Here is a 24,803-nt window from a genome sequence, read left to right as displayed (position 1 = left end):
GCGGCTAAATCTCCTCTATGGACCAGGCCTTCGACGCGGTGCTCTTCGACCGCGACGGAACACTCATTCGCGACGTTCCGTACAACGGCGACCCTCAGCGCGTCGTACCGATGCCGGGTGCCCGCGAGATCCTGCGGGACCTGCGCACCCACGGCGTGCGCACCGGTGTGGTGAGCAACCAGTCCGGCATCGGCCGCGGGCTGCTCACCGAGACACAGGTCGCCGCGGTGAACGCACGGGTCGAGGAGCTGCTGGGCCGGTTCGGCACCTGGCAGATCTGCCCGCACCACCCCGACGAGGGGTGCGCGTGCCGCAAACCGGCACCCGGCCTGGTGATTTCCGCCTGTGCGGCGCTGGGGGTCCGCCCGGAACGCACGCTCGTCGTGGGGGACATCGGGGCCGACGTGGCGGCCGCCGAGGCCGCCGGCGCCGTGCCGGTGCTGGTGCCGACCGAGGTGACCAGGCCGGAAGAGGTCGAGCGCGCCCCGCGCGTCGCCCCCGACCTGCACGCCGTGGCGGGGATGATCCGGTGAGGACCCTGATCGCCCGGCTCGACAGCGACGGTGACGTGTTGCTGTCCGGACCCGCTGTGCGCGCCGCCGCGACGGCGGGCGAGGTCGTCTTCCTGTGCGGTCCCGGCGGCGTCCAGGCAGCCGAGATGCTGCCCGGCGTCACCCGGATCATCGAGTGGGAGTGCCCGTGGATCGCGAACCCCGCACCGGACGTCCGCCCCTTCGACATCGAGGCCATGACGGCGTTGCTGCACGGTGTCCGCGCCGACGTGGCGCTGATCCTCACCTCGTTCCACCAGAGTCCGTTGCCGCTGGCCCTCGTCCTGCGGCTGGCGGGTGTGCCGAAGATCGTCGCGCGGTCGGTCGACTACCCCGGCTCGTTGCTGGACGTCCGGCTGCGTGACGACCCGGACATCCCGGAGGCGGAACGAGCGCTCGAGGTCGCGCGAGCGGCGGGTTTCCCGGCGTCGGACAGCAGTCTCGCCGTGGTCGAGCCGCCGAAGACCCCACTGAGCCGTCCGTACGTTGTGGTGCACCCCGGTGCGACGGCGCCCGCCCGCACCTGGTCGCCTGACCGGTGGGCGAAAGCCGTGGTCGCGCTGACCGCGGCCGGGTATCGCGTCGTCGTGACCGGAGGTCCGGCAGAGGCCGGGCTGACCGAGCACGTCGCGGGCGCGTGCGGACACGATCTCGGCGGGCGCACCAGCTTCCGCGAGCTGGCCGGGGTGCTGGCCGGTGCCGACGCCGTCGTCGTCGGCAACACCGGGCCCGCCCACCTCGCGGCCGCGGTCGGCACCCCCGTCGTGTCGTTGTTCGCCCCGGTCGTTCCGGCGTCCAGGTGGGCCCCGCACGGCAAACACGTGCTGCTCGGCGACCTGAACGCGCCGTGCGCCGGCACCAGGGCCCGTGAGTGCCCGGTACCCGGCCACCCGTGTCTCGACCTGATCGACCCGGCCGACGTCGTCGCGGCTGTTGCGGAGGTGACGGCATGAGGATTCTGCTGTGGCACGTGCACGGTTCCTGGACGCACGCGTTCGTCCAGGGCGGTCACGACTACCTGATCCCCGGCCCGCCGGAGGGCATCGGGCTCGCCGGGCGGCCGTGGTCCGCGACGGAGGTTCATCTATCCGAAGTGGACTCCGCTGGCGCCGACATCGCCGTCGTGCAACGGGTCGAGGAGCTCTCGCAGGTACCGGTCGGAATCCCGGTGGTGTACCTGGAGCACAACACGCCGCGCGCTCCCGGCCAAGAACACCCGCTGGCGGGCTGGGACGGCACGATCGTCCACGTCACGCACTTCAACGACCTCATGTGGGACTGCGGCACCACCAGGACCGTCGTGATCGAGCACGGCGTCGTCGATCCCGGTCCGCTGTACACCGGCGAACTCCCGCGCGCGGCCGCGGTGATCAACGAACCGGTCCGCCGCGGCCGGATCGTCGGCACCGACCTGCTGCCGCGGTTCGAACCGGTCGACGTCTTCGGCATGGGGACCGAGCAGATCGGTGGCCTGGGGGACCACGAACTTCCGGTCCTGCACCGGGAACTGGCCCGCCGCCGCGTCTACGTGCACACCGCGCGCTGGACGTCGCTGGGGCTTTCGCTGCTGGAGGCGATGCACATCGGCATGCCGGTGGTCGCGCTCGCGTCGACGGAGGCGTTGCGTGCCGTGTCCGCGGAGGTGGGCGCGATCTCGACGAACGTGGAGGAGTTGGCGGCGGCAGCGCGGGAGCTGGTCTCGGATCCGGCTCTCGCGCACGAGAAAGGGAAACGGGCCCGCGAGTTCGCGCTGGCCCGGTACGGGCTCGATGCGTTCCTGCGCAACTGGGACGTGGTGCTGAAGGAGGTGATCGGATGAGGATCGCGATGGTGTCGGAGCACGCCAGCCCGCTCGCGGCTCTGGGTGGTGCCGACGCGGGAGGACAGAACGTGCACGTGGCCGCGCTCGCGGCGGCTCTGGTGCGACGTGGTCATGAGGTCGCGGTCTACACGCGACGCGACGCGCGCGGTCTGCCGCGCCGGGTCGACACTTCGGACGGCTACGAGGTCGTGCACGTGCCCGCCGGACCGGCGAAGCAGATCCCGAAGGACGACCTGCTGCCGCACATGACCGACTTCTCCCGGTTTCTGATGCACGACTGGCAGGACCAGCGGCCGGACGTGGTGCACAGCCACTTCTGGATGTCCGGCCTGGCCTCGGTGCTGGCGGCGCGCCGCGAGCGCGTCCCCGTCGTGCACACCTACCACGCGCTGGGCACGGTGAAGCGCCGTCACCAGGGCGCGCAGGACACCAGCCCCACCGACCGGATCGCCGTCGAACGGCTCGTCGGGCACGAGGTGGACGCCATCGCGGCCACGTGCGACGACGAGGTCGAAGAGCTGATGGCGATGGGGCTGAAGCGGAACAAGATCACGGTCGTGCCGTGCGGGGTGGACACGAAGCTGTTCGAGTCGGTCGGCCCGGTCGCACCGCGGACCGCGCAGCACCGGATCGTGTCGGTCGGCAGGCTGGTGCCGCGCAAGGGGTTCGACGACCTGATCGCCGCGCTGGCACTGGTGCCGGACGCCGAACTGGTGATCGCGGGCGGCTCGGCCGACCTCCGGCATGACCCTGAGGCGCAACGACTGCTCGCCTGCGCCGAGGCGCACGGAGTGTCGGACCGCGTGCACCTGATCGGGCAGGTCGCACGCACGGACATGCCGGCGCTGCTGCGCTCTGCCGACGTGGTGGCGTGCGTGCCGTGGTACGAGCCGTTCGGCATCGTGCCGTTGGAGGCGATGGCGTGTGGTGTACCGGTTGTCGCGTCGGCCGTCGGCGGCCTGACCGACACCGTGGTCCACGGCGTCACGGGCGTGCTGACCCCGCCACGTGACCCGAAGGCTCTCGGACGGGCGCTGCGCAGGTTGCTCGCCGATCCCTCGCGCGGCATGGCGTACGGCATCGCGGGCCAGGACCGGGTGGACGCCCGGTACACGTGGGACGAGGTGGCGGCCCGGTGCGAGCACGTCTACCGCCGGGTGTCCGCGAACGACGGCTTGGCGGTGGCTCGGTGACCGTCGAAAGCCATCTCTCCGGACTGAACGAGACGTTGACCGGTCTGCGGGCGCAGGCCTCGCGGATCAACCGCTGGGGCGGCGAGCTCGCCCGCCTGCTGACCGACGGCGGCAGGCTGCTCGCCGCGGGCAACGGCGGATCGGCCGCGGAGGCCCAGCACCTGACCGCCGAGCTCGTCGGGCGGTATCGGCACGACCGCGCCGCGTTCTCCGCACTGGCGTTGTGCTCCGAGACGTCCAGCGTCACGGCCATCGCCAACGACTACGGCTACGACCAGGTGTTCGCGCGTCAGGTGACGGCACACGCCAGGCCTGGTGACGTGGTGGTCCTGCTGTCGACCAGCGGCAGCAGCCCGAACCTGCTGGAGGCGGCGCACGCTGGCCGGCTGGCTGGAGCGAGCGTGTGGGCGCTGACCGGGCCGTTGCCGAACCCGCTGGCCTCGCTGGCCGACGACACGCTCGCGTTGCCCGGCGACCCCTGCCACGTGCAGGAAGCGCAGCTCGTGGTGGTGCACGCGTTGTGCGAAGCCTTCGAGGCCGCACTGCCCTCGGCCTACCGGAGGGCGTCGTGAAGCTGGTCGTGGTGGGGGACGCACTGCTGGACGTCGACGTGGAAGGCACCGTCAGCAGGCTGTGCCCGGACGCGCCCGCGCCCGTGCTGGACGTCTCCGCGGAACACCCGCGTGCCGGTGGCGCGGCGCTGGCGGCGACGATGGCCGCGCGGGACGGCGTGGACGTGACGCTGGTCAGCGCGCTGTCCGAGGACGAGGCGGGGGAGCGGCTGCGGTCGCTGATCGAGGTTCCCGGCGTGTTCGGCCGAGCCGACTCGGTGCCGGTGAAGACGCGGTTGCGCTGCGGTGGAACGTCCCTGGCCCGGATGGATCGCGGTGGTGGTTCGGCGCCGCCGCAGGTCACCGACGACATGCTCGACGTCGTGCTGTCGGCGGACTTCGTGCTGGCGTCGGACTACGGACGAGGGCTGCTGCGCGACGAACGGCTCCGCTCGGTGCTCGCACGGGTGCCGGTGGTCTGGGATCCGCATCCACGTGGACCGGCGCCGGTGCCCGGAGTGCGGCTCGCGACGCCGAACCTGCCGGAGGCCACCGCGTTCAGCGGCACGGCCGACCCCGACGAGGCGGCGGCCGGGCTGCGGGCCGAGTGGAAGGCGCGGGCGGTCGTGGTGACCCTGGGCGGCAACGGCGCGGTGCTCCACTGCGGAGGGATGCCGGTCGCGGTGCCCGCACCCGTTGTCCCCGTTGCCGATCCGTGTGGTGCCGGGGACAGGTTCGCCGTGACGGCGGCCGTCCGGCTGGCCCGCGGTGCCGCTCCGGACGACGCGGTCGCCGACGCGGTGGCCGCCGCGGCCGAGTTCCTCGCGCACGGCGGTGTGTCGGGCATGAGGGCACCACTTCCGTCCACGGTGGACGAGGTGCGTCGGCGTGGCGGAACCGTCGTCGCCACCGGAGGCTGTTTCGACGTCCTGCACCCGGGACACGTGCGGATGCTCGCCGCGGCACGGGCGTTGGGGGACTGCCTGGTGGTGTGCCTCAACTCCGACCTGTCGGTGCGGCGCCTGAAGGGCGAGGGGCGGCCGGTCAACGGCCAGAACGAGCGCATCGAGGTGTTGCGCGCACTGGAGTCGGTGGACGACGTGGTCGTGTTCGGCGAGGACACCCCGGAAGCGGTGCTGGGCCGGTTGCGGCCGGACGTGTGGGTGAAGGGCGGCGACTACAACGCCGACCTGCTGCCAGAGGCCGCCGTGGTGCGGCGCTGGGGCGGCCGGACCGTCGTCGTGCCGTACCACCGTGGACATTCGACGACCGAGATCCTGTCGAGGAGGGCTTGATGCTGGGCAACGTGCTGGTGACCGGAGGTGCGGGAGGCCTCGGTGCCGCCGTGGTGGACGCGGTGCGAGAGGCCGGGGGAACACCGCTGGTGCTGGACAAGTCCGCGCCGTCCGCCGCCGAGTTCGAGCTGGTCGACCTGGCGGACGGACGAGCGGCCGAAGCGGCCGTGCAGAAGCTGGCCGAACGGCACGGAGGGTTCAGCGGCGTCGTGACCGCGGCGGGCATCGACCGCTGCGGCACTCTGGCCGAAGTGCCGGCGGAGGAGTGGGAGAACGTCGTCCGTGTGAACCTCTTCGGCACCGCCGCGGTGGTCAGGGCCGCGTTGCCGCACCTGGAGAACGGCCGTGTGGTGACGGTCGCTTCGACGCTCGGGCTGCGGGCCGTCAGCGACGCGACCGCGTACTGCGCCTCGAAGTTCGGCGTCGTCGGGTTCACCCGCGCGCTGGCCGCGGAGACCGCTGGCCGGATCGGTGTCACGCTGATCGTGCCCGGCGGGATGCGGACGAACTTCTTCGACGACAGGACCGAGCAGTACCGGCCGAAGGACCTGGACAAGCTCAACCCGCCGGACCGCGTCGCGTCCGCGATCGTGTTCGCACTGAGCCAGCCGCCCGGCTGCGAGATCCGCGAGCTGGTGATCGCGCACAGCGAGGAACCGTCCTGGCCCTAGGTTCTTCGATCACCCGTTCTGGGTACGTAGAACAGCATGATCGGTGATGACGAGCTCGAGGAGCTGGACGAGGAGTCCCTGCACGACAGCGACGCGTTGCCGTCCGAACGTCCCAACCCGATCATCATCGCCGCGAGCGTCATGGCACGGGGTGGTGCGCTGTGGGTGCCGGTCGCCGGCCTGATGGCCTTGGCGGGCAAGCGAAAAGCGGCGAAGAAGGCGTTGACGGCGGCCGCGGTGGCGTTGCCGATCGGGCACCTGATCAGCCTGGTCGTGCACCGCCGCAGGCCGCCGTCCGCGAACATGCCCGCGAGAAAGGCCTTACCGGAACACCCGGACTCGTCGTCGTTCCCGTCCAAGCACGCGGTGACGGCTGCCGCGTTCGGCACCGCCACCGCGTTGCAGGACCGGGAGGCCGCTGTTCTCGTGACGCCCCTGGTGCTGCTGGTCGCCTACAGCCGCTTGCGGACCCGCGTGCACTGGCCCACGGATGTCCTGGGAGGACTGCTGATCGGCGCGGTCGTCGCGTTCGCTCAGGCGGGAATCGGGCGTTCCGCCAAGGCGAGGGCGACGGCGTGGAGGTTGGCGGCCATGGTGCGGCCGGTGTTCTCCGACCACTCGTGACCCTCCGAGGTCTCGGAGAAGCTCGGGCCGGGGCCAGGACCGCGGTTCCAGTACGTCCAGGCCTGGCCGGGGATCGTGTAGCCGATGTCGCCGAGCCCGCCGGCGATCTCGCTGATCACGTGGTGCGCGCCGTCCTCGTTGCCGGTCACCACGACACCCGCGACGCGGTTGTAGGCCACCGGCCGGTCCTCGTCGTCGGTCTCGGAGATCATCGCGTCCATCCGCTCCAGCGCCCGTTGCGCGAGCGAGGACGGGTGCCCGACCCACGTCGGTGTCGCGAACACCAGGATCTCCGCGTCCAGCAACGACGCGTGGATGCGCGGCCACTCGTCACCCGGACCGAGATCGGTCGTCACGCCGGGCGGGATGTTGTGGTCGGCGAGCCGGTACGTGGTGACGTCGACGTCCTTCTTCGTCAGCTCGTCGATCACGACCTGGGCGAGCATGTCGGTGTTGGACTCCTCCGGCGACTTCTTCAGGGTGCAGTTCAGCACCACGGCGCGCATCAGGGCTGCCTCCACTTCTCGTCGGTGAGCATTCCGCTCGCCTGCGGGCCCATCAGGGACATTCCGCCGTCCACGACGAACGACGCTCCGGTCACGTAGCTGGCGGCGGGAGTGGCCAGGAACGCCACCACGGCAGCTACTTCGGCGGCGTGGCCGGGACGGCCGAGCGGCACGCCCGGCCGGGGCTGGGTGCGCGGGTCGACGTCCTCCTGGCCGGTCATCGGTGTGGAGATCTCGCCCGGTGCCACGGAGTTCACGGTGATGCCGTGCTCGGACAGTTCGAGCGCGAGGACCTCGGTCAGCGCGCCGAGCCCTGCCTTCGCGGCGCAGTACGGCGCGGCGCCGACCCGTGGCAGGTGCTCGTGGACCGAGGTGATGTTGATGATCCGGCCGCCGCGGCCGGCGTCGATCATGCGCCTGGCCGCGCGCTGGCAGCACAGGAACGCGCCGTCCAGGTCGACCGAGAGCACCTCGCGCCAGGTGTCGAACGACATGTCCATGACCTTCTGGCTGCTGCCGGTGCCCGCGCAGTTCACCAGGACGTCGACGCCGCCCAGTTCCTCGGCCAGCTCGTCCACGACGGTCGCCGCAGCGGGCAGATCGGTGAGGTCCAGCTGCCGCACGGCACAGCGGGCGCCCGCCTCCCGCACCTGGTCGGCGGTCTTCGCGGCTCCGTCGGCGTCCTCGTGGTACGTGATGCCCACGTCCACACCGCCACCCGCCAGTGCGACGGCGATGGCCTTGCCGATACCGGAGTCCGCCCCTGTCACCACGGCGTACATGGGTGCGTTCATGAGACGCGAGTACCCGTGGGGGTGGCGTGCATGCGCAGCCCGAAGTGGTTGAGCGTCCTCGGCAGCGGCGCGGTGAGCTTCGGGAACGCGAGGTGCTCGCTCAGCGCGTCCAGCATCGCGCTGCCGGTCGCCAGCACGAGGTCACGGCCGGGGCACACGCCGGGACCGCCGCTGAACGGCACGATCGCCGGGTCGAGGGGCCGGTCCCAGATCTCCGGCGCGTATTCGTCGGCGTACGGCAACCGGTCCGGGTCGCGGTGGAAGAACGGCGCGAACACGACGAACTCGGTGTTCTCCGGCAGCCACGTGCCGTGCCAGCGGGTGGGCTTCGTGCTCTCCCGCAGGATCACCGGCGTCGTCGGCCACAGCCGGGCCGACTCGAGGATGCCGTACGTGCCGCGGCCGCCGATCGCGAGCGCCCGCATGGTGACGATCCCGGCCGCGTCGAACGCGAACAGCCAGTGCGGCACCTGACCGGCCAGGTCACCCGGCTGGGCGGCCAGGCTGCCCTCCTCGGCGCGGCCGAGGTGCTCGTCGAGCCTGCGCTGGAAGCGTTCCCGCAGGTCACGCTGCTTGGGGTGGAGGAACGCCCAGTTGGCGTTCTCCCGCAGCGCCTTCAGGTCGTCGGTCAGCTGCTCGTCGTCGCGGGCGCGGTCACCGAGCACGATCCTGCGCACCACCCGCCACCACGCCTGGGCGAACGCGTCCCAGGTCAGCTCACCGGTGCTCATCACGTGCCGGGTGAGCAGGTCGGCCTCGTCGCGCACGATCGCGTCGACGGGCACGTTCTCCGGCCGCAACGCGCGCTCGTTGAGCTCCCTGCGCCGTTCCCGGGACGTGCCTTCGGAGATCAGCACGCCGTGCGGCTGGAAGTGCTTCAGCGCGGCCTTCTTCTCCTTGGTGGCGAGCGCGAACGGTTCTGGCGACTCGGCCAGCAACCGGCCGACGTCAGCCGGGTCGACCAGCATCGCGACACTGCGGCCGGTGATGCGCAGCCGCACCGGCTCCGGGCCGTAGCGGTCGCGCAGGTGCCGCATCGTGTCGATCGCGGTGCCGTCGGCCTGCAGCTTCTCCGACAGGGCCATCACGCCGGGCCTGCGGACGATGACGCCCTTCGCGAGCGTGGGCAGCAGAACCATCGAGAACACTCGGGCGGTGTCGAGTCGTGATGAGATCGCCATGCCTCTCGGCTACCCGTCGTCACCCTGGTGTGAACCGCCCTGACCGGGGGTATTCGCGGGTCAGCTCGAACCAGGAGGTCGTGATGCCAGCGGGATCGAACGCGAAACGTGAACGCCAGTACGAACACATCAAGGACTCCGCCCGCAGCCGTGGCGCGTCGCCCAAACGGGCGAAGGAGATCGCCGCGCGCACGGTGAACAAGAACCGCGCCCAGTCCGGCGAGTCCAAGACCGCCAGCAAGTCCTCGACGAAGGACATGTCACCGCAGAAGCGCGGCGGTCAGCGGTCGGGCACCAACCGGCCGAAGGGCTTGACGAAGGAGCAGCTCTACAACGAAGCCAAGAAGAAGAACATCAGGGGCCTCTCGACGATGACGAAGAAGGAGCTGGCCGACGCCCTCGGACGCTGACGTGCCGCACGTGGACAAGCCCTCGGCGCTGACGATCCTCACCACCGAGCACTACACGTTGCAGATGGTGCGCACCGCGACGATCACCGACGCGACCGGACGGGCAGGACACCTGCTCACCACGATCTCCGCGTCGATGATCGCCCTGGGCTTCGTCGCCCAGGTGGTGCCGCCGCCGGTGCTGCTGACGCTGGTGCTCGTCGTCTTCAGCGGGTTGTTCCTGATCGGGCTAGCCACCCTGTTCCGCACGGTGGAACTGTCCATCGAGGACGTCCAGGCCGGCCTGGGGATCAACCGCATCCGGCACGTCTACGGCGACCTCGAACCGTCCACAAGGGACGCCTTCGTCCGTCAGGTGCACGACGACACGGCCGCCGTCGAGGCCGACGCCGGCCAGACCGGCTGGCCCAAGGCCCGGCGGCCGAAGCTGATCGGCACCGCGCTGAGCGTCGCCGGGTTCGTGAACCTCGTCAACGGACTCGTCGCCGGCACCATCGCCGGTGCCGCGGCCGGCCTGCTGGGCGCCGGCCTCACCTGGTCCATCGTCATCGGCGCCCTGGTGGCGTTGACGGTGATCAGCGCGTTCGGCGTGGCGCTCGGCCGGATCGGACGGCGCGGCCTCGCACCCATCACCACGCGTTATCCCCGAACTGAAGGAGATCCACCGTGAAGTACGACGTCGTCGACCTGATCATGCAGGACCACCGCGAGGTGGAGCGCCTGTTCGCGGAGCTGCAGAACAACCCGGAGAAACGGCCACTGCTGACCCCGGTGCTGTGCGGCCTGCTCGTCGCCCACAGCAGGGCCGAGGAGACCGAGGTCTACCCGGTCGCCAAGCAGGAGGCGGACGAGTCCGACGAGGTCGAGCACAGCCAGGAGGAGCACGCCCAGGCCGAGCGCCTGCTCGCCGAGCTCCTCGACTGCGAGTACGACTCGCCGCAGTACGACTCGAAGCTGCGCGAGGTCATCGAGGCGGTCACGCACCACGTCGAAGAAGAGGAGAAGACGGTCCTTCCTGGCATGAAGCGCCGCCTGAGCGACGAGCGCCGCCACGAGCTCGGCGAGAAGTTCGCCCACGTGCGGGCCGACCACCTCGGCGACATCCCCGGCCAGGCGAGCCGGGAGGAACTGCTCGCGCAGGCCCGCAACCTCGGGCTGCAGAACGCCTCGTCGATGAGCAAGTCCGAGCTGCAGCGCGAGATGCAGAAGGCCGGCTCCTGAGGCCCAGCCCCGTAGGCACCGGCTCCGTCGATGAAGGGCTCCTTGCTCCACGTCAGGTGGATGAAGGAGCCCTTCATCGCGCCACGCCCCAGGGGATTCCAATCGCCTCGTAATGGACTCCGATCCCGGACGATAAGCAGGCCAGGAGGCCTGCGATGAACGATCCCGGGATGGTTGCGGTCACCGGTGCGACGGGTCGCCAGGGCGGCGCCGTCACCCGGCACCTGCTCGCGGCCGGCTGGCGGGTGCGGGCGCTGACCCGCGACCCGTCGTCGGCGAAGGCGAAGCGCCTGGCCGAGGCCGGGGCCGAGGTGGTGCGGGCGGACATGGCGGACGTCGCCACGTTGCGCCCCGCGTTCGCCGGGGCACACGGCGTGTTCAGCGTGCAGAACCCGATGATCAGCGGGCACGACGGCGAGCTCGCGCAGGGCCGCAACGTCGGCGACGCCGCGGCCGAGGCCGGCGTGCGGCACGTGGTGTACGGGTCCGCCGGCGTCGAGCGGCCCGGCACCGGTGTCGCCCAGTGGGAGTCCAAAGTGGTCATCAAGGCCCACCTGGAGTCGCTGGGCCTTCCGCTCACGGTGCTGCGGCCGATGGCGTTCATGGAACTCATGACCGACAAGGACTTCTACCCGCCGGTGTCGATGTGGCACCTGATGCCGAAGCTGATCGGCGGTGAGCGCCCGCTGGTGTGGCTGTGCGCGGACGACCTCGGCGCGGTCGCGGCACGGGCGTTCGCGGAGCCGGACCGGTTCGTCGGAGCGGACCTCTCGCTGGCGTCCGACGTGCGCAGCATCGACGAGTGCCGCGACCTGTGGCGTGCGGAGTTCGGGAGCACGCCCCGGCGTTTCCCGATGCCGATCTGGCTGTTCCGCCGGTTCGTCGGCGACGACCTGCTGAGGATGTGGCGGTGGCTGCACGACAACCCGGTCGAGGTGGACCCGGCCCAGACGCGTGCGCTCGTGCCGTCCGCGAAGACCGTGCGGGACTGGCTCAGCTCTCGCGCTCGGTAGACGCGAGCGTGTCCTCCGTCGGCTGGTCGGGCGGGGTGGGGTGGCCGCGCCGCACGATCGAGAAGTGCGCTTCTTCGCGCATGCGCTCGACCATGTGGGGGTAGTGCAGCTCGAACGCGGGCCGCTCGGACCTGATCTTCGGCAGTTCGAGGAAGTTGTGCCGCGGCGGGGGAGAGGTCGTGGCCCACTCCAGCGAGTTGCCGTACCCCCAGGGATCGTCGCGCCCGGCCGCTTCGCCGTGCCGGTAGCTGCGCATGATGTTGTAGAGGAACGGCAGCACCGACGCGCCGAGCACGAACGCGCTGATCGACGAAATGGTGTTGAGCAACGTGAACCCGTCGCTCGGCAGGTAGTCGGCGTACCGGCGCGGGAAGCCCTGGTTGCCGAGCCAGTGCTGGACGAGGAACGTGCCGTGGAAGCCCAGGAACGTGGTCCAGAAGTGCAGTTTGCCCAGCGGTTCGTTGAGCATCCGGCCGGTCATCTTGGGGAACCAGAAGTAGATTCCGGCGTAGGTGGCGAACACGATCGTGCCGAACAGCACGTAGTGGAAGTGCGCGACGACGAAGTACGTGTCGTGGACGTGGAAGTCCAGCGGCGGTGAGGCCAGGATGATCCCGGTCAGGCCGCCGAGCAGGAACGTCACCAGGAAGCCGATCGAGAACAGCATCGGCGTCTCGAACGTGAGCTGCCCGCGCCACATCGTGCCGGCCCAGTTGAAGAACTTGATCCCGGTCGGCACCGCGATCAGGAACGTCATCAGCGAGAAGAACGGCAGCAGCACGGCGCCGGTCGCGAACATGTGGTGCGCCCACACCGCGACCGACAGCATGCCGATCGCGAAGGTCGCGAACACCAGGCCCTTGTAGCCGAACAGCGGTTTGCGGCTGAAGACCGGCAGGATCTCGGTGACGATCCCGAAGAACGGCAGCGCGACGATGTAGACCTCGGGGTGGCCGAAGAACCAGAAGAGGTGCTGCCACAGGATCACGCCGCCGTTGGCCGGGTCGAACACGTGCGCGCCGAGGTGCCGGTCGGCGGCGAGGCCCATCAGCGCGGCGGTCAGGATCGGGAACGCCAGCAGGATCAGCACGGACGTCACCAGGATGTTCCAGGTGAAGATCGGCATCCGGAACATCGTCATGCCGGGTGCGCGCAGGCAGACGATCGTCGTGACCATGTTGACCGCGCCCAGGATCGTGCCGAGGCCGGAGACCGCCAAGCCCATGATCCACAGGTCCGGCCCGATTCCCGGGGCGTGCGTGGCGCTGGACAGCGGGGTGTAGCCGGTCCAGCCGAAGTCCGCGGCGCCGGCGGGCGTCACGAAGCTGCTCATCACGATCAGGCCGCCGAACAGGAACAACCAGTACGAGAACGCGTTCAGGCGCGGGAAAGCGACGTCCGGCGAGCCGATCTGCAGCGGCAGGACGAAGTTGGCGAACCCGAACAGGATCGGCGTCGCGTAGAGCAGCAGCATGATCGTGCCGTGCATGGTGAACAGCTGGTTGTACTGCTCGTTCGAGAGGAACTGCAGGCCCGGACGTGCCAGTTCGGCGCGCAGGAGCAACGCCATCACACCGCCCGCCATGAAGAAGGCGAACGACGTCACCAGGTAGAGGATCCCGATCTGCTTGGGATCGGTGGTGCGCAGCAGGGACAGGAAAACGGCACCTTTGGGACGCCGGCGTGCGACTCCGGGGTGCGGCACCACCGGCGTCGGCTTCAGGGCGGTCATGAGTGTGGCTACCCCGGCCACGGGTACCCGGAAACGGCCATGAGAGAGGACTTGCCATGCGCACCGCATTGCACGGCCTGGCCGAACGCGGCCAGAGCCCGTGGATGGACCAGTTGTCACGTGACCTGCTCCGCGGAGGCGATCTGGCCGGCCTGGTCGATTCGGGCGTCCTGGGTGTGACGTCGAATCCGACGATCTTCCAGGACGCCATGAGCAGCGGAAACGCTTACGACGCCCAGAAACGCGACCTTCAGGAGGACGACCCGAAAGAGGTCTTCCTCGCCCTCGCCGCGGAGGACATCCGCAACGCCTGCGACCTGCTGGCGGGCAAGGGCAGCTCGCCGCGCGACGGCTGGGTGTCGATGGAGGTCGACCCGAACTTCGCCCACGACACGCAGGCGACACTCGACGAGGCGCGGCGGCTGCACTCGTTGATCGATCGGCCGAACCTGTTCGTGAAGATCCCCGGCACCGCGGAAGGCCTGCCCGCCATCGAGGAGTCGATCGCCCGCGGCATCCCGGTCAACGTCACGTTGCTCTTCTCGCTCGACCGGCACCGCGCCGCGGCCGAGGCCTATCTGCGAGGTCTGCGCAGATTCCGCGCCGACGGCGGTGATCTGACCAAGGTCGCGTCGGTGGCGTCGTACTTCGTGTCCAGAGTGGACACCGAGGCGGACAAGCGCTTGGACGCGATGCGGGGCCACGAGGTGCTGAAGGGCAAGCTCGCGATCGCCAACGCCAAGCTCGCCTACCAGCAGTACCTGGAGATCTTCTCCGGCGAGGCGTGGGACGACCTGGCGCGGGCGGGCGCGACCCCGCAGTGGTGCCTGTGGGCGTCCACGTCGACCAAGAACCCGGCCTACCGCGACACGCGCTACGTCGAGGAGCTGATCGGACCGGAGACGGTGACCACCATGCCGCGCAAGACGATCGAGGCCTTCCTCGACCACGGCCGCGTCGCCGACACCCTGACCCGCGACGTCGACGGTGCCCGGCGCATCCTCGACAGGTTCGCCGAGATCCGGATCAGCTACCGCGACGTCACCGAGACCCTCGAACGGGAGGGCGTCCGCAAGTTCGCCGACTCCTACCAGCAGCTCCTGGACAGCCTGACCGCCCACCCAGCACGGAGGTGACCCTTGCCCCACAACGACTTCCGCCACGAACTCGCCCAGCAGCTGCGCGTCGACTCGGTCCGCGCGAGCGACGCGGGCGGCTCCGGTCACCCGACGTCGTCGATGTCCGCGGCCGACCTGATGGCCGTGCTGCTCGACGGCTACCTGCGGCTCGACTACGCCAACCCGGACAACCCGGCCAACGACCACCTGGTGTTCTCCAAGGGCCACGCCTCACCGCTGTACTACGCGATCCTCAAGGCGGCGGGCGCCATCACCGACGAGGAACTGCTGAGCTTCCGCACGTTCGGCAGCAGGCTGGAAGGCCACCCCACACCCCGCATCCCACCGACGGACGTGGCCACCGGCTCGCTCGGCCAGGGCCTGCCCGTGGGCGTGGGCCTGGCGTTGGCGGGCAAGAAGCTCGACGCGCTGCCGTACCGCGTGTGGGTGCTGTGCGGTGACTCGGAGATGGCAGAGGGCTCGATCTGGGAGGCGTTCCAGCACGCGGGCTGGGCGGGCCTCGACAACCTCACGGCCATCGTCGACGTCAACCGCCTGGGCCAGACCCGCGAGACGATGCTCGGCTGGGACCTCGACGGCTACGCCGCCCGCGCCGAGGCGTTCGGCTGGAAGGCCATCGCGATCGACGGTCACGACCTGGACGCCATCGACGCCGCGTTCGCCCAGGCCACGTCCGTGACGGACCGGCCGACCGTGATCATCGCCAAGACCCACAAGGGCCGCGGTGTGAAGGCCGTGGAAGACCAGCCGGGCAAGCACGGCAAGCCCCTGGAGGAGCCGGCCGAGGCCGTCGAGGAGCTGGGCGGCCCGCGTTCCCTGGCCGTGACGGTCAAGACCCCCAAACCCGGCACACCGCACCGCTTCGCCACCAACGGCGGCACGCTGCCCCGCTGGGAGATCGGCGAGGAGGTCGCGACCCGGCAGGCGTACGGGCAGACGCTGGCCGAGCTGGGCGGCCTGCGCGGCGACGTCGTGGTGCTGGACGGCGAGGTCTCGAACTCGACCATGTCGGAACTCTTCGCCAAGGCGCATCCCGACCGCTACTTCGAGATGTTCATCGCCGAACAGCAGATGATCGCCGCCGCCGTGGGCATGCAGGCCCGCAACTGGGTGCCGTTCGCGTCGACGTTCGGCGCGTTCCTGACCCGCGCCCACGACTTCATCCGCATGGCCGCGATCTCTCGCGCGGACCTCCGCCTGTGCGGCTCGCACGCCGGCGTGTCGATCGGCGAGGACGGCCCGTCGCAGATGGCGCTGGAGGACATCTCGATGTTCCGCGCGATCCACGGCTCCACCGTCCTGCACCCGTCCGACGCCAACCAGACAGCGGCTCTGGTCTCGGAAATGGCGTCGCTGCCGGGCATTTCGTACCTGCGGACGCTGCGCGGCAAGACCCCGGTGCGCACGTCGCCGGACGAGAACATCCGCGTCGGCGGCAGCAGGGTGCTGCGCAACAGCGACCACGACGACCTGACGATCGTGGCGTGCGGCATCACCGTCGGCGAGGCGGAGAAGGCCGCCGACGTGCTGGAGGCCGACGGCATCCGGGCACGGGTGATCGACTGCTACTCGATCAAGCCGATCGACGGGAACACGCTGGTGCAGGCTGCCGCGCAGACACGTGCCGTGCTCACCGTGGAGGACCACTGGCCAGAGGGCGGGCTCGGCGATGCCGTTTTGGACGCGCTGGCTGCTTGCGAGGCTCGGCCGCCGGTGCGGAAGCTCGCGGTGAGTTCGATGCCGGTGTCCGGGAAGCCGGGGGAGCTGCTGCACGCGGCGCACATCGATGCCGAGGCCGTGGTGGAGGCGGCTCGGCAGCTGGTGAAGGTTTAGGTCAGGCCGGGTTCGGCGGGTCCGGCGGCCGGGCCTGGTCAGACCGGATTCGGTGACTGCGGGTCCGGGTCCGGGTCCGGGGCCCGGGCCGGTGTGGGTGGCTGCGGGTCTGGGTCTGGGTCTGGGTCGGGCCCCGGCGTCGGCGGCAGCGGATCCGAGTCCGGGTCCGGTCCCGGCGGCCGGGGCTAATCGGGCCCGGTGTGGGCGGCTGCGAATCCGGATCGGGCCGCGGGCGGGCCGGACCTGGTCAGACGGGGTTTGGCGGCTGCGGGTCCGGGTCCGGCGCTGGCGTGGGCGGCTGCGGGTCTGGGTCGGGCCCCGGCGGTCGAGGCACGTCCGGCCCAGGCGTGTTGGGTACGGGTTCAGATGGCGGCACTGGCTGCGTCATGCCCACCGGATACCCGCCACACCCCCTGCTCTCACCAGCACAAATTCCGCACGCCCTCGAATTCCCCGATTTCCGCTAATGCCCCGGCCCCTCCGCCCGACAATCCGTCTGTTTGGGACCGGCAGAACGGGGAGGCGGGCGGATGGCACTGTCCAGGTTGACCTCGCGCGAAGACTGGTACCTCGGCTCCTCCCGCGGCCTGCACTTCCTGGGCGCGCTGGAACTGCTGGAGTTGCTCGACCACCTCGCGTCCCGCCCGCGCTGGCCGCGCAGGGAGGTGCCGCTGCCGATCATCCACCTCCGCCGGCCGCCGGGCACGGACAGTCCGCTGGAGGCCTTGGCCAACCGGCCGGCCACCGCGCGTGGACGCAGGGTCGCGCTCGCGTTGGTGGACGGCACCAAGCAGGACCGGCGGGAACTTCTCGACGACGTCGTCGGCGGGCTGGCCGAGGAGGTGCGGGGTGCGGCACGGCTGCGTTTTCCGCACTACGCGCTGGTCGGCTGGCTGCTCGACCTCACGTTGCCCGCCGGCGTCCAGGCCGACGACGAGCAGCGCGAGATCGCCCGGCAGTTCAAGCAGCACCTGAGACGGCGCGTGCGGATGACCGCCGAGGGCGCCCAGGATCTGGCCCAGGACTTCCCCTGGTGGATCCGGCTGGTCGTCGCGCTCATGCCGCGGATCGGGCTGGCGCTCATGGCGATGCTGTGGCGTCCGGCGGCGTGGGTGGGCGAGCAGTCGTTCGGCGGCAGGTCGCGGCACGGGCTCTACCGGCTGGCGCGCGCGTTCGTGAAGGAACGTCTCGCCGAGCGGCACGAGGACGAGGTCGGCGACCTGCTGGTGCGGGCGTTGCTGGAGGATCTGCGGCGTTCGCACCGGCGCTGGACGGTGTGGGGAACGGGCAGGCGGCGCACGGGGTACCCGTGGCTGCTGATCGACCACGGGGGCTGGCTCGTCGACGCCATCGGCCGCGCTCGCAACTCAGTCCACGGTGGACGGTCGTGGCGCACCAACCCGTTGAGCCGCCCCGATCCGCTGCTGGTGATCTCGGTCGGCGAATCGGCGGATCAACCCGGAACGCATGTGGCCGACGCCGTTCAGGGGTACAAGGACTGGCTCAGGGCACTGCCGCGGTCGGAGAACTGGGTCATCCCGCTCGACACCGACGTGAACGAGCCCGCGCCCGGTGTCGGCGGCAGGCTCGCCGGGTACCCGCCGTTGCGTCTGCGCCGGGCCGTCGCCGCGCCGCTCGTGCTGACGGTGGTGGCGGGGCTGCTGGCGGCCGTGCCGTTCGTCAACCACGCCCGGTGCGAGGAGTGGTGGTCGCCGTCGTTCCGCTCGCCGCTGGAGCGGGTCGGGGCGGAGTGCATCGGGGTGTCGGCGGATCCGTTGCGCCACTTCGTTCCCGACTCGGTGCCGGAGGACATCCGGCCCGCCCTGGAGGACGTCTACGGGCGGATCACGGCCGAGAACGGCAAGGTCGCCAAGCGGCCGGACGCGGTCACGATCGTGTTCCTGAACGTGCTGACTCCCAGCACCGCCAACAGTTTCCACGCCCTGGTCGAGGAACTGCGCGGTGTGTGGGTGGCGCAGAAGACCAGCGACGTGCCGATCAGGGTGCTGCTGGCCAACGGCGGTGAGGGGCCGGGCGGGCGCGGGCTCGCGTCCGGTGACATCGCGGCCGACAAGATCATCGAACTGGCCGCGCGGGAGAAGAGCGTGGTCGCGGTGACCGGGCTGTCGATCAGCACCGACACCGCCAAGTCCGTGGTGAAACGGTTGGGCAGCAACGCTTTGCCGCTCATCGGCACGCTGACGTCCGCGGACGACATGGCCACGATCAACGAGTACTACTACCAGATCGGGCCCAACAACATGCGCGAGGCGAAGGTCGCCGCCCACTACGCGCAGACCCGGCTGAAGGTCACCGACGTGGCCGTCTTCTACTCGGGAGACCCGACCGACAGGTACAGCCAGAACCTGGCCGCGGACGCTCGCGTCACCTTCGCCGAGCGCGGCATCACGATCAGTCAGTACAAGTCGTATCGGGTCGCGAACGACGACGAGGGCCTGGCGCCGGCGAGCCTCGGGCAGGGCGCGTGCCCGGCCGAGGCGAAGCCGGGGTACGCGGTCTTCTACGCCGGGCGCGCCCAGTACCTGGCGGAGTTCCTGCGCGGGATGAACAGCAGGTGCCAGGGCAGCACGCCGCCGGTGCTCGCGGGCGACTCGTCCACGCGGTTCATCCTGGAAGGCACGATGGCGCAGTTCCCCAACGTGCGGCTGGATTACCTGTCGTTCGCGAGCCCCGCCGCGTGGACCGACTGCGCCAAGGTGCCGTTCTACAAGAACTACCTCGACGCCTTCCGCAAGAACTGCAAGGCCCTCAACGACGGACGCTCCGCCGCCGCCTACGACGCGATGCAGGTGCTGGCCGAGGGCGTGCGGCAGGTGCGCAGGACCGATCCCGGGGCGCGCGTGCGGGAGGGACTGCTCGCCGGGATCGGCAGCATCCGGCCGGACAACGCGATCCAGGGCGCCACCGGCACGATCGGGTTCGGTGCCAGCACACGGGTTCCGTCGGACAAGGCCGTGCTCGTGTTGCAGGGCAACACCGACACGACCTCGACACCGCGGTTGCTGTGCGGAGAACTGCCGTTCAAGAACGACCTGGCCTCAACGCTGGAACAGGACGGCGGTTGCCCACGCGATCCGCACTAGCGCTCGGAGCCCAGCACCGGCTTCACGTCGAGGACGGGCGTGCCGTCGATCGCCTCCAGGTCGGCGACCCGCACCTTCACCCCGTCCACGCCCAGGATCCGGACGCGGTGCAGCCCGATCGGGTTCGGCCGATCCGGCGACCTGGTGGAGAACACGCCGGTCTCCGGCCGGTTCGCGTCGCCGCGCGGATGGACGGCGAGCACCGACCGGTCCGCGCGGTCGAGCCACGTCAGCACCAGGACCTCCTGCCCGGCGGCGAGCTCGCGCATCGCCCGCGCGTACTCCGGGGCGAAGACGAGCCACGACTCCGGTGTGTCCTCGTCACCCTGCTTCGGGGCGGACGCGCGGTCGAGCAGGGGTGATTCGACGTGGCCGATCGGCTGCAGCTTCATCAGGTCCCGCAGAAGGTCTGGTAGGTGGCACTGAAGTCCTGCGGCGCAGGTGCCGCGAAGTATTCCAGCCCAGGCCGTTCGCCGTACGGGGCGGTCACCGCTTCCAGCAGTCGTTCCAGCGGACCCAGATCACCGGCGGACCCCGCCGCCAGCGCCTCCTCCACGAGGTGGTTGCGCGGGACGTAGACGGGGTTGACCCGGTCCATCGCGTCGGCGTCGGGTGCGAGCGCACGCCACCGGCCGATCCAGTCGTCGATCCCGGCGAGGTCGAGGAACAACGACCGCGCGGGTTCGGCGTCCCCGCGCGCGGCGGCGGACAGCCGGTGGAAGAACGACGTGAAGTCGACGTGGTTCGCGTGCATCAGCGCGAGCAGGTCCTTCACCAGCTGCACGTCACCGGCACCGCCGAGCTTGGCCTGCAGGCCGTCCAGCCAGGCGCGTTCGAACTGCCCCTCGAACGTGCGGAGCGCCTCGACCGCCAGGGACACCGCCCGGTCCTCGTCGTCGGCGAAGAGCGGCAGCAGGGCCTCGGCCAGCCGGGCGAGGTTCCACTCGGCGATGATCGGCTGGTTGCCGTACGCGTAACGGCCGCGGTGGTCGATCGAGCTGTACACCGTCGCCGGGTCGTAGGCCTCCATGAACGCGCACGGGCCGTAGTCGATGGTCTCGCCCGAGATCGTCATGTTGTCGGTGTTCATCACGCCGTGGATGAAGCCGACGAGCATCCACTGGGCCACGAGCGCAGCCTGGGCGGCCACGACCTGCTCGAACAGCTCCAGGTAGGTGCTGCCGGGGTAGTGGCGGGCGATGGCGTGGTCGGCGAGGCGGCGCAGCAGGTCGGGGTCGCCGGTGTTGCGGGCGTACTGGAAGCTGCCGACCCGCAGGTGCGACGACGCCACGCGCGCCAGAACAGCACCGGGCAGCGGGGTTTCGCGGTGCACGACGGCGCCGGTCGCCACGACGGCCAGCGAGCGGGTCGTGGGGATGCCGAGGGCGTGCATCGCCTCGCTCAGGACGTACTCGCGCAGCATGGGGCCCACCGCGGCGAGTCCGTCGCCGCCGCGGGCGAACGGGGTGCGGCCGGAGCCCTTCAGGTGCAGGTCGCGCAGGTGGCCGTCGGCATGGGTGAGCTCGCCGAGCAGCAGCGCGCGGCCGTCGCCGAGCCTGGGGGAGTAGCCGCCGAACTGGTGGCCCGCGTAGGCCTGGGCCACGCCCGGCGCCTCGTTGCCCACGAGGAACGGCAGGCCGTCGGAGCGCAGCCAGGCGGGGTCGAGGCCGAGCTCCTTCGCCAGCGGCTCGTTGAGGACGAGAAGCGCCGGTTGAGGGACTCGCGCCGCTTCCCAGGAGACCGCCATCTCCGGCACGGCACGAGCGAAGTCGCTGCTCAGGCTGATGCTCACGGTCCCCACGGTACCCGGCGGCGGCAAACACCCCGCCGATCGTGAGTCCGAAGTGGACTCACGGCGCCGACCAGGGCATCGCCCGATCAGGTCAGGAACGCCGCCGCTAGGCTCCCGGACATGCGCTATTCCGCCGTTGCGCTGGTACTCCTGCTCGTCGGGTGCGGTTCCGCCGGCACGACCTCGCTGCCCACCATCACCCCGGCCGTCACCTCGTCGTCGTCCTCACCGCTGCCGGAGCTGCAACCCCGGCTCGACGCGATCGGCACGCTGCTGACCGCCTGCCTCCCGAGGCTGCGCGGTGAGCCCGTCGACCCCGTGGACAACTGCGCCCACCTCATGCCGGACGTCAAGAGCGTGATCGACGAGGTCGAGAAGCAGGCGGGCAAGCTGCCGCCCAACGGCCGTTCCGCCGTCGAGCAGGTCCGCAGGGCCCTCACCGGCATCGAGCCGTGTGAGCCGTGGTTCGCGGCAGGCGGGTCGAGCACCGACGGGCAGCTCGACGCCCGGTGCGGCAAGGCGTGGGACGAACTGTTCAAGGGCTACACGACCCTGCGCAATGCTGCTTAGCGACGCCAGGCAGATCGGCCGCGTCGCGCTGCCGCTGTACCTGTCGATGGTGGCGGTGTCGCTCAGCGCGCTGGTCACCACCGCGGCGCTCGGCCGGTTCGGCACGCAGGCGCTGGCCGGCTTCGCGGTGACCACGGCCGTCTACTTCCCCGCGATGGCAGCGGTTTCCGGTGCCGTGCGCGGGGTGATGCCGTTCGTGGCGGCGAAGGCGGACGATCCGCCGGGGCTGCTGCGGGTGGTGCGGGACGGCACGTGGCTCGCCGTGTTCGTCGGTGTGCCCGCCGCGCTCGCGGTCGCCTGTGTTCCGCTGATCGCGCGCGCCGGCGGGGTGCCGGCGGCGACGGTGGCACAGCTGGGACCGTTCCCGCTCCTGATGGCCGCCGGTGTGCTGTTCAACGCCTTCGGCTCGACGGCCACGTCCAGCCTGGTCGGCCTCGGGCGCGGCAAGGTGGTGATGCGGGCGGGCCTCGCCGGTGCCGCGTGCACAGCGCTTCTCTCGCCGCTGCTGGTCTGGAAACTCGGTCTCACCGGCGCGGGCATCGCGCTGTGCACCGCGAATCTGGTCAGCTGCCTGATCACGGTTTCCGGGCTCCTCAGGCGACTTCCCGGCCGACCGGAGCTGACGGTCCACTTCGGACAGATCGTGGAACTGGCGAAGGTCGGCCTCCCCATGGCCGGGACGGTGCTGGTCAAGTTCGCGGTGCTCGGCGTGCTGACGGTGGCCGCCGCGCGCGTGAGTGCGACGGCAGCCGCGGCGCACAACATCGCGACGGGGCTGGTCAGCCTGACGTTCACGGCGGCCGTGGCGATCGGGCAGGCGGTGGTGCCGCTGGTCAGCACCCGGACCGAGGGTGTGCGGCGGGCGGTGGGCGCAGGCTTGGCGATCACCACCGCGACCCTGTCGGTGATTTGCGCGATCATCGTCCTGGGCGGCGTGCACCGGCTCTTCACCGACGACCCCGCGGTGCTCGCCGCGGTCGCGCACCTGCCGGCGTTGATGGTGCTGGTCGTCCTCGCGGACGGCGTGCAGGCGGTGCTGGGGTTCGCCCTGGCGGGGCTGAAGCGCACGACACCGAGCTTCGTCGTCTTCGCGCTCTGCTACGGCGTGCTGGCGGTCGTCGCGGTCCCGTCAGCCGAGTACGGGTTGACCGGCCTGTGGGTGGCGCTGGCCGCGGCGAACCTGGCCGTCGCGATGGGGCAGGGCCTCGCGTTCAGCAAGGCGAGCAACCTCTGAGGCTTCCGGCACCGTACTGACCGCATGCGGAAACTGGTCTTCCTGGTGTTGCTGGTGGCGGCTTTGGTGTCCTGCGGGCGCAACGAGCCCAGGGGGTTCCCGATGAACGTCCCGGAGCTGACGAAGGCGGCCGACGCGGTGCAGCCGCTGCTCGAGGAACGGTTCGCGAGCAGCTACGCCGGGCTCGAGGTGCGCAACGACGTGCCGATGCTGGTCGTCTACCGCAAACCGGACGAGAACCTCGACGCCGAGGTCACCAGGGTCGCTCCTGACGTGCGGATCGAGTTCCGCGACGCGAGGTACACACGGGTCGAGATGGCGGAGCACGTCAAGCGGGTCATGGACGACGGCGACTTCTGGAAGGCGCGCGGGATCAGGATCGTGTCCGCCGCGCCGGAGGTCGACGGATCGGGCGTGCGCGTCGGGGCGGTCGAAGCGCCGGACGATCTGGTGCACCAGCTGGAGGTGCACTACCCGGCCATGTCGTTCAAAACCGAGAAGACCGGCGAGATCGTGCCGGCGTAGTCAGGACGGCAGCGGGCCGAACTTCGCCCGTTCCGCCTCCACCTCGGCGGGGTTGAGCTCCTCCAGCATCGCGAACGCGCGCGCGTACTCGGTCCGCATGCGGGCGTGGTCGCCCATGTCGCGGCACACGTAGGCGATGCACAGCCGGTCGCGGGCCTCGCGGAGCCGGTTGTTCACCCGGCGGTGGATCTCCAGCGCCGCCTCGTGGCACGCGAGGGCGGCGGGGAAGTCGTGCAGCGCCTCGTGGACCCGTCCGAGGTCGCCGAGGGTCGCCGCGTGGATCACGTCGGCGCCCAGGCCGCGGGCGGTCTCGGCGGCCTCGGTGCCGGCGGCCAGCGCGTCGCCGAGCCGTCCCATCCGCTGGTAGACGGTGGTGAGGTGGGTCATCGCGAAGACGCGGCCGAGCTGGTTGCCCAGGCGCCCGAAGATGTCCAGCGCCCGCAGCAGGTGCTGTTCCGCGGCAGGGCCGTCGCCGGTGCCGCGGCCGACGTACACGCCGGCCAGGTTGATCAGCGCCTGGCCCTCGCCGTGCTCGTCGGAGACCTCCCGCCACACCGGCAGCGCGCGCTGGAACCACCGCTCGCCTTCGTCGTACGCCCGCCGGACCGAGTGCAGGATGCCGATGTTGTTGCACAGCACGGCTTCCGCGCGCCTGTTGCCGGACGCCGTGGCGGCGTCCAGGCCGATCAGGTTCATCGCGAGGCCGTCGTCGAAGAGCGAGTCGAACTCGAAGAAGCTCATGAGCGCCAACGGAAGCCGCGCCGCCAGCTCGGTGTTGCCGCTGTCCGCCGCGTATCTGATGGCCGCGATCAGGTTGACGTACTCGGCCCGCAGCCACGCCCGTGCCTTGTCGGAGCTGTGGAACTCCTGCGGGCACACGTCTTCCGGCAGCTCCGGCAACGGCATCCGTCTGCGGGCGGGGAAGAGGAGCCGAGCCCGCCGCGTCGGCGCTGTGCAGGTACCAGCACAGCAACCGGTCGACGGCCTCGCCTGGGCTCGGCTCGTCGTCGATCGCCTTCTCGTGCGCGTACGTCCGCAGCAG

Annotated in this window: 25 protein-coding genes; 18 read left to right on the top strand and 7 right to left on the bottom strand. The window is 70.7% G+C overall.

Annotated features, from left to right (window positions below; all coding sequences use genetic code 11):
- The first annotated feature begins 17 nt into the window (after positions 1 to 17).
- Genes IEZ09_RS03335 through IEZ09_RS03300 form a run of 8 tightly spaced genes read left to right on the top strand, consistent with a single transcriptional unit; the run spans position 18 to position 6,707 of the window.
- Complete coding sequence (locus tag IEZ09_RS03335; protein WP_189251990.1) at positions 18 to 533, top strand: D-glycero-alpha-D-manno-heptose-1,7-bisphosphate 7-phosphatase; 516 nt, start codon at positions 18 to 20, stop codon at positions 531 to 533.
- The gene (locus IEZ09_RS03330) at positions 530 to 1,504 is read left to right on the top strand and encodes a glycosyltransferase family 9 protein (RefSeq protein WP_189251989.1); all 975 of its coding nucleotides are present in this window, start codon (positions 530 to 532) and stop codon (positions 1,502 to 1,504) included. The genes IEZ09_RS03335 and IEZ09_RS03330 overlap by 4 nt, the downstream gene beginning before the upstream one ends.
- Complete coding sequence (locus tag IEZ09_RS03325; protein WP_189251988.1) at positions 1,501 to 2,370, top strand: glycosyltransferase; 870 nt, start codon at positions 1,501 to 1,503, stop codon at positions 2,368 to 2,370. The genes IEZ09_RS03330 and IEZ09_RS03325 overlap by 4 nt, the downstream gene beginning before the upstream one ends.
- Positions 2,367 to 3,566, top strand: a complete 1,200-nt coding sequence (locus IEZ09_RS03320; protein WP_189251987.1) for a glycosyltransferase — start codon at positions 2,367 to 2,369, stop codon at positions 3,564 to 3,566. Before IEZ09_RS03325 ends, IEZ09_RS03320 begins: the two co-directional genes overlap by 4 nt.
- Positions 3,563 to 4,138, top strand: coding sequence for a D-sedoheptulose-7-phosphate isomerase (locus IEZ09_RS03315; protein ID WP_189251986.1), 576 nt, complete (start codon positions 3,563 to 3,565; stop codon positions 4,136 to 4,138). Before IEZ09_RS03320 ends, IEZ09_RS03315 begins: the two co-directional genes overlap by 4 nt.
- Positions 4,135 to 5,412 carry a D-glycero-beta-D-manno-heptose 1-phosphate adenylyltransferase gene (gene rfaE2, locus IEZ09_RS03310; protein WP_189251985.1) on the top strand — a complete coding sequence of 426 codons (1,278 nt, stop codon included), beginning with the start codon at positions 4,135 to 4,137 and terminating at the stop codon, positions 5,410 to 5,412. Before IEZ09_RS03315 ends, rfaE2 begins: the two co-directional genes overlap by 4 nt.
- Entirely contained in the window at positions 5,412 to 6,083 is a 672-nt protein-coding gene (locus tag IEZ09_RS03305; RefSeq protein WP_189251984.1) for an SDR family oxidoreductase, read from the top strand. Before rfaE2 ends, IEZ09_RS03305 begins: the two co-directional genes overlap by 1 nt.
- Positions 6,084 to 6,119: 36 nt before the next feature.
- Positions 6,120 to 6,707, top strand: a complete 588-nt coding sequence (locus tag IEZ09_RS03300; protein WP_189251983.1) for a phosphatase PAP2 family protein — start codon at positions 6,120 to 6,122, stop codon at positions 6,705 to 6,707.
- On the opposite strand, the gene IEZ09_RS03295 is transcribed toward IEZ09_RS03300, so the two are convergent.
- Genes IEZ09_RS03295 through IEZ09_RS03285 form a run of 3 tightly spaced genes read right to left on the bottom strand, consistent with a single transcriptional unit; the run spans position 6,617 to position 9,188 of the window.
- The gene (locus tag IEZ09_RS03295) at positions 6,617 to 7,213 is read right to left on the bottom strand and encodes a flavodoxin family protein (protein ID WP_189251982.1); all 597 of its coding nucleotides are present in this window, start codon (positions 7,211 to 7,213) and stop codon (positions 6,617 to 6,619) included. The two genes, IEZ09_RS03300 and IEZ09_RS03295, sit on opposite strands and share 91 nt — an antisense overlap.
- Positions 7,213 to 8,007: an SDR family oxidoreductase gene (locus IEZ09_RS03290; RefSeq protein WP_189251981.1), complete on the bottom strand. Its 795-nt coding sequence runs from the start codon at positions 8,005 to 8,007 to the stop codon at positions 7,213 to 7,215. Before IEZ09_RS03290 ends, IEZ09_RS03295 begins: the two co-directional genes overlap by 1 nt.
- Positions 8,004 to 9,188: a cytochrome P450 gene (locus tag IEZ09_RS03285; protein WP_189251980.1), complete on the bottom strand. Its 1,185-nt coding sequence runs from the start codon at positions 9,186 to 9,188 to the stop codon at positions 8,004 to 8,006. Before IEZ09_RS03285 ends, IEZ09_RS03290 begins: the two co-directional genes overlap by 4 nt.
- A gap of 83 nt (positions 9,189 to 9,271) precedes the next feature.
- On the opposite strand from IEZ09_RS03285, the gene IEZ09_RS03280 reads away from it, so the two are divergent.
- The 4 genes from IEZ09_RS03280 (at position 9,272) to IEZ09_RS03265 (ending at position 11,832) form a co-directional block, all read left to right on the top strand.
- A complete protein-coding gene (locus IEZ09_RS03280; protein WP_189251979.1) occupies positions 9,272 to 9,598 on the top strand; it encodes a plasmid stabilization protein in 327 nt (108 codons plus the stop codon).
- Between the two features lie 10 nt (positions 9,599 to 9,608).
- Positions 9,609 to 10,268 carry a hypothetical protein gene (locus IEZ09_RS03275; RefSeq protein ID WP_189251978.1) on the top strand — a complete coding sequence of 220 codons (660 nt, stop codon included), beginning with the start codon at positions 9,609 to 9,611 and terminating at the stop codon, positions 10,266 to 10,268.
- Entirely contained in the window at positions 10,265 to 10,819 is a 555-nt protein-coding gene (locus IEZ09_RS03270; protein ID WP_189251977.1) for a hemerythrin domain-containing protein, read from the top strand. Before IEZ09_RS03275 ends, IEZ09_RS03270 begins: the two co-directional genes overlap by 4 nt.
- 155 nt (positions 10,820 to 10,974) lie before the next feature.
- Positions 10,975 to 11,832: an NmrA/HSCARG family protein gene (locus IEZ09_RS03265; protein WP_189251976.1), complete on the top strand. Its 858-nt coding sequence runs from the start codon at positions 10,975 to 10,977 to the stop codon at positions 11,830 to 11,832.
- On the opposite strand, the gene ctaD is transcribed toward IEZ09_RS03265, so the two are convergent.
- Entirely contained in the window at positions 11,813 to 13,564 is a 1,752-nt protein-coding gene (gene ctaD / locus IEZ09_RS03260) for an aa3-type cytochrome oxidase subunit I (protein ID WP_189251975.1), read from the bottom strand. The genes IEZ09_RS03265 and ctaD overlap by 20 nt on opposite strands.
- Before the next feature lie 56 nt (positions 13,565 to 13,620).
- Here ctaD and tal point away from each other — a divergent pair, with 56 nt between their 5' ends.
- The 3 genes from tal (at position 13,621) to IEZ09_RS03245 (ending at position 19,640) form a co-directional block, all read left to right on the top strand.
- On the top strand, positions 13,621 to 14,700 hold the full coding sequence (gene tal / locus IEZ09_RS03255; protein ID WP_189251974.1) for a transaldolase: 1,080 nt from the start codon (positions 13,621 to 13,623) through the stop codon (positions 14,698 to 14,700).
- Between the two features lie 3 nt (positions 14,701 to 14,703).
- Complete coding sequence (locus tag IEZ09_RS03250) at positions 14,704 to 16,536, top strand: transketolase (protein WP_189251973.1); 1,833 nt, start codon at positions 14,704 to 14,706, stop codon at positions 16,534 to 16,536.
- Positions 16,537 to 17,066: 530 nt separating this feature from the next.
- Complete coding sequence (locus tag IEZ09_RS03245; RefSeq protein WP_189251972.1) at positions 17,067 to 19,640, top strand: ABC transporter substrate-binding protein; 2,574 nt, start codon at positions 17,067 to 17,069, stop codon at positions 19,638 to 19,640.
- On the opposite strand, the gene tsaA is transcribed toward IEZ09_RS03245, so the two are convergent.
- Both tsaA and IEZ09_RS03235 read right to left on the bottom strand, forming a co-directional pair.
- Positions 19,637 to 20,032 carry a tRNA (N6-threonylcarbamoyladenosine(37)-N6)-methyltransferase TrmO gene (gene tsaA / locus IEZ09_RS03240; RefSeq protein ID WP_189251971.1) on the bottom strand — a complete coding sequence of 132 codons (396 nt, stop codon included), beginning with the start codon at positions 20,030 to 20,032 and terminating at the stop codon, positions 19,637 to 19,639. The genes IEZ09_RS03245 and tsaA overlap by 4 nt on opposite strands.
- Positions 20,032 to 21,432 carry a protein adenylyltransferase SelO gene (locus IEZ09_RS03235; RefSeq protein ID WP_229812207.1) on the bottom strand — a complete coding sequence of 467 codons (1,401 nt, stop codon included), beginning with the start codon at positions 21,430 to 21,432 and terminating at the stop codon, positions 20,032 to 20,034. Before IEZ09_RS03235 ends, tsaA begins: the two co-directional genes overlap by 1 nt.
- A gap of 120 nt (positions 21,433 to 21,552) precedes the next feature.
- Here IEZ09_RS03235 and IEZ09_RS03230 point away from each other — a divergent pair, with 120 nt between their 5' ends.
- The 3 genes from IEZ09_RS03230 to IEZ09_RS03220 are packed head-to-tail and all read left to right on the top strand — an operon-like array spanning position 21,553 to position 23,761.
- The gene (locus IEZ09_RS03230) at positions 21,553 to 22,002 is read left to right on the top strand and encodes a hypothetical protein (protein WP_189251970.1); all 450 of its coding nucleotides are present in this window, start codon (positions 21,553 to 21,555) and stop codon (positions 22,000 to 22,002) included.
- A complete protein-coding gene (locus IEZ09_RS03225; RefSeq protein ID WP_229812206.1) occupies positions 21,992 to 23,236 on the top strand; it encodes an MATE family efflux transporter in 1,245 nt (414 codons plus the stop codon). Before IEZ09_RS03230 ends, IEZ09_RS03225 begins: the two co-directional genes overlap by 11 nt.
- 24 nt (positions 23,237 to 23,260) lie before the next feature.
- Positions 23,261 to 23,761, top strand: a complete 501-nt coding sequence (locus IEZ09_RS03220; RefSeq protein ID WP_189251969.1) for a hypothetical protein — start codon at positions 23,261 to 23,263, stop codon at positions 23,759 to 23,761.
- On the opposite strand, the gene IEZ09_RS03215 is transcribed toward IEZ09_RS03220, so the two are convergent.
- The gene (locus tag IEZ09_RS03215) at positions 23,762 to 24,667 is read right to left on the bottom strand and encodes a tetratricopeptide repeat protein (RefSeq protein WP_189251968.1); all 906 of its coding nucleotides are present in this window, start codon (positions 24,665 to 24,667) and stop codon (positions 23,762 to 23,764) included.
- Positions 24,668 to 24,803: the final 136 nt, after the last annotated feature.

This window comes from Lentzea flava (assembly GCF_014648475.1).
In the GTDB taxonomy this organism is placed as follows: domain Bacteria; phylum Actinomycetota; class Actinomycetes; order Mycobacteriales; family Pseudonocardiaceae; genus Lentzea; species Lentzea flava.
This window is presented reverse-complemented; position numbering and strand designations above follow the sequence as displayed.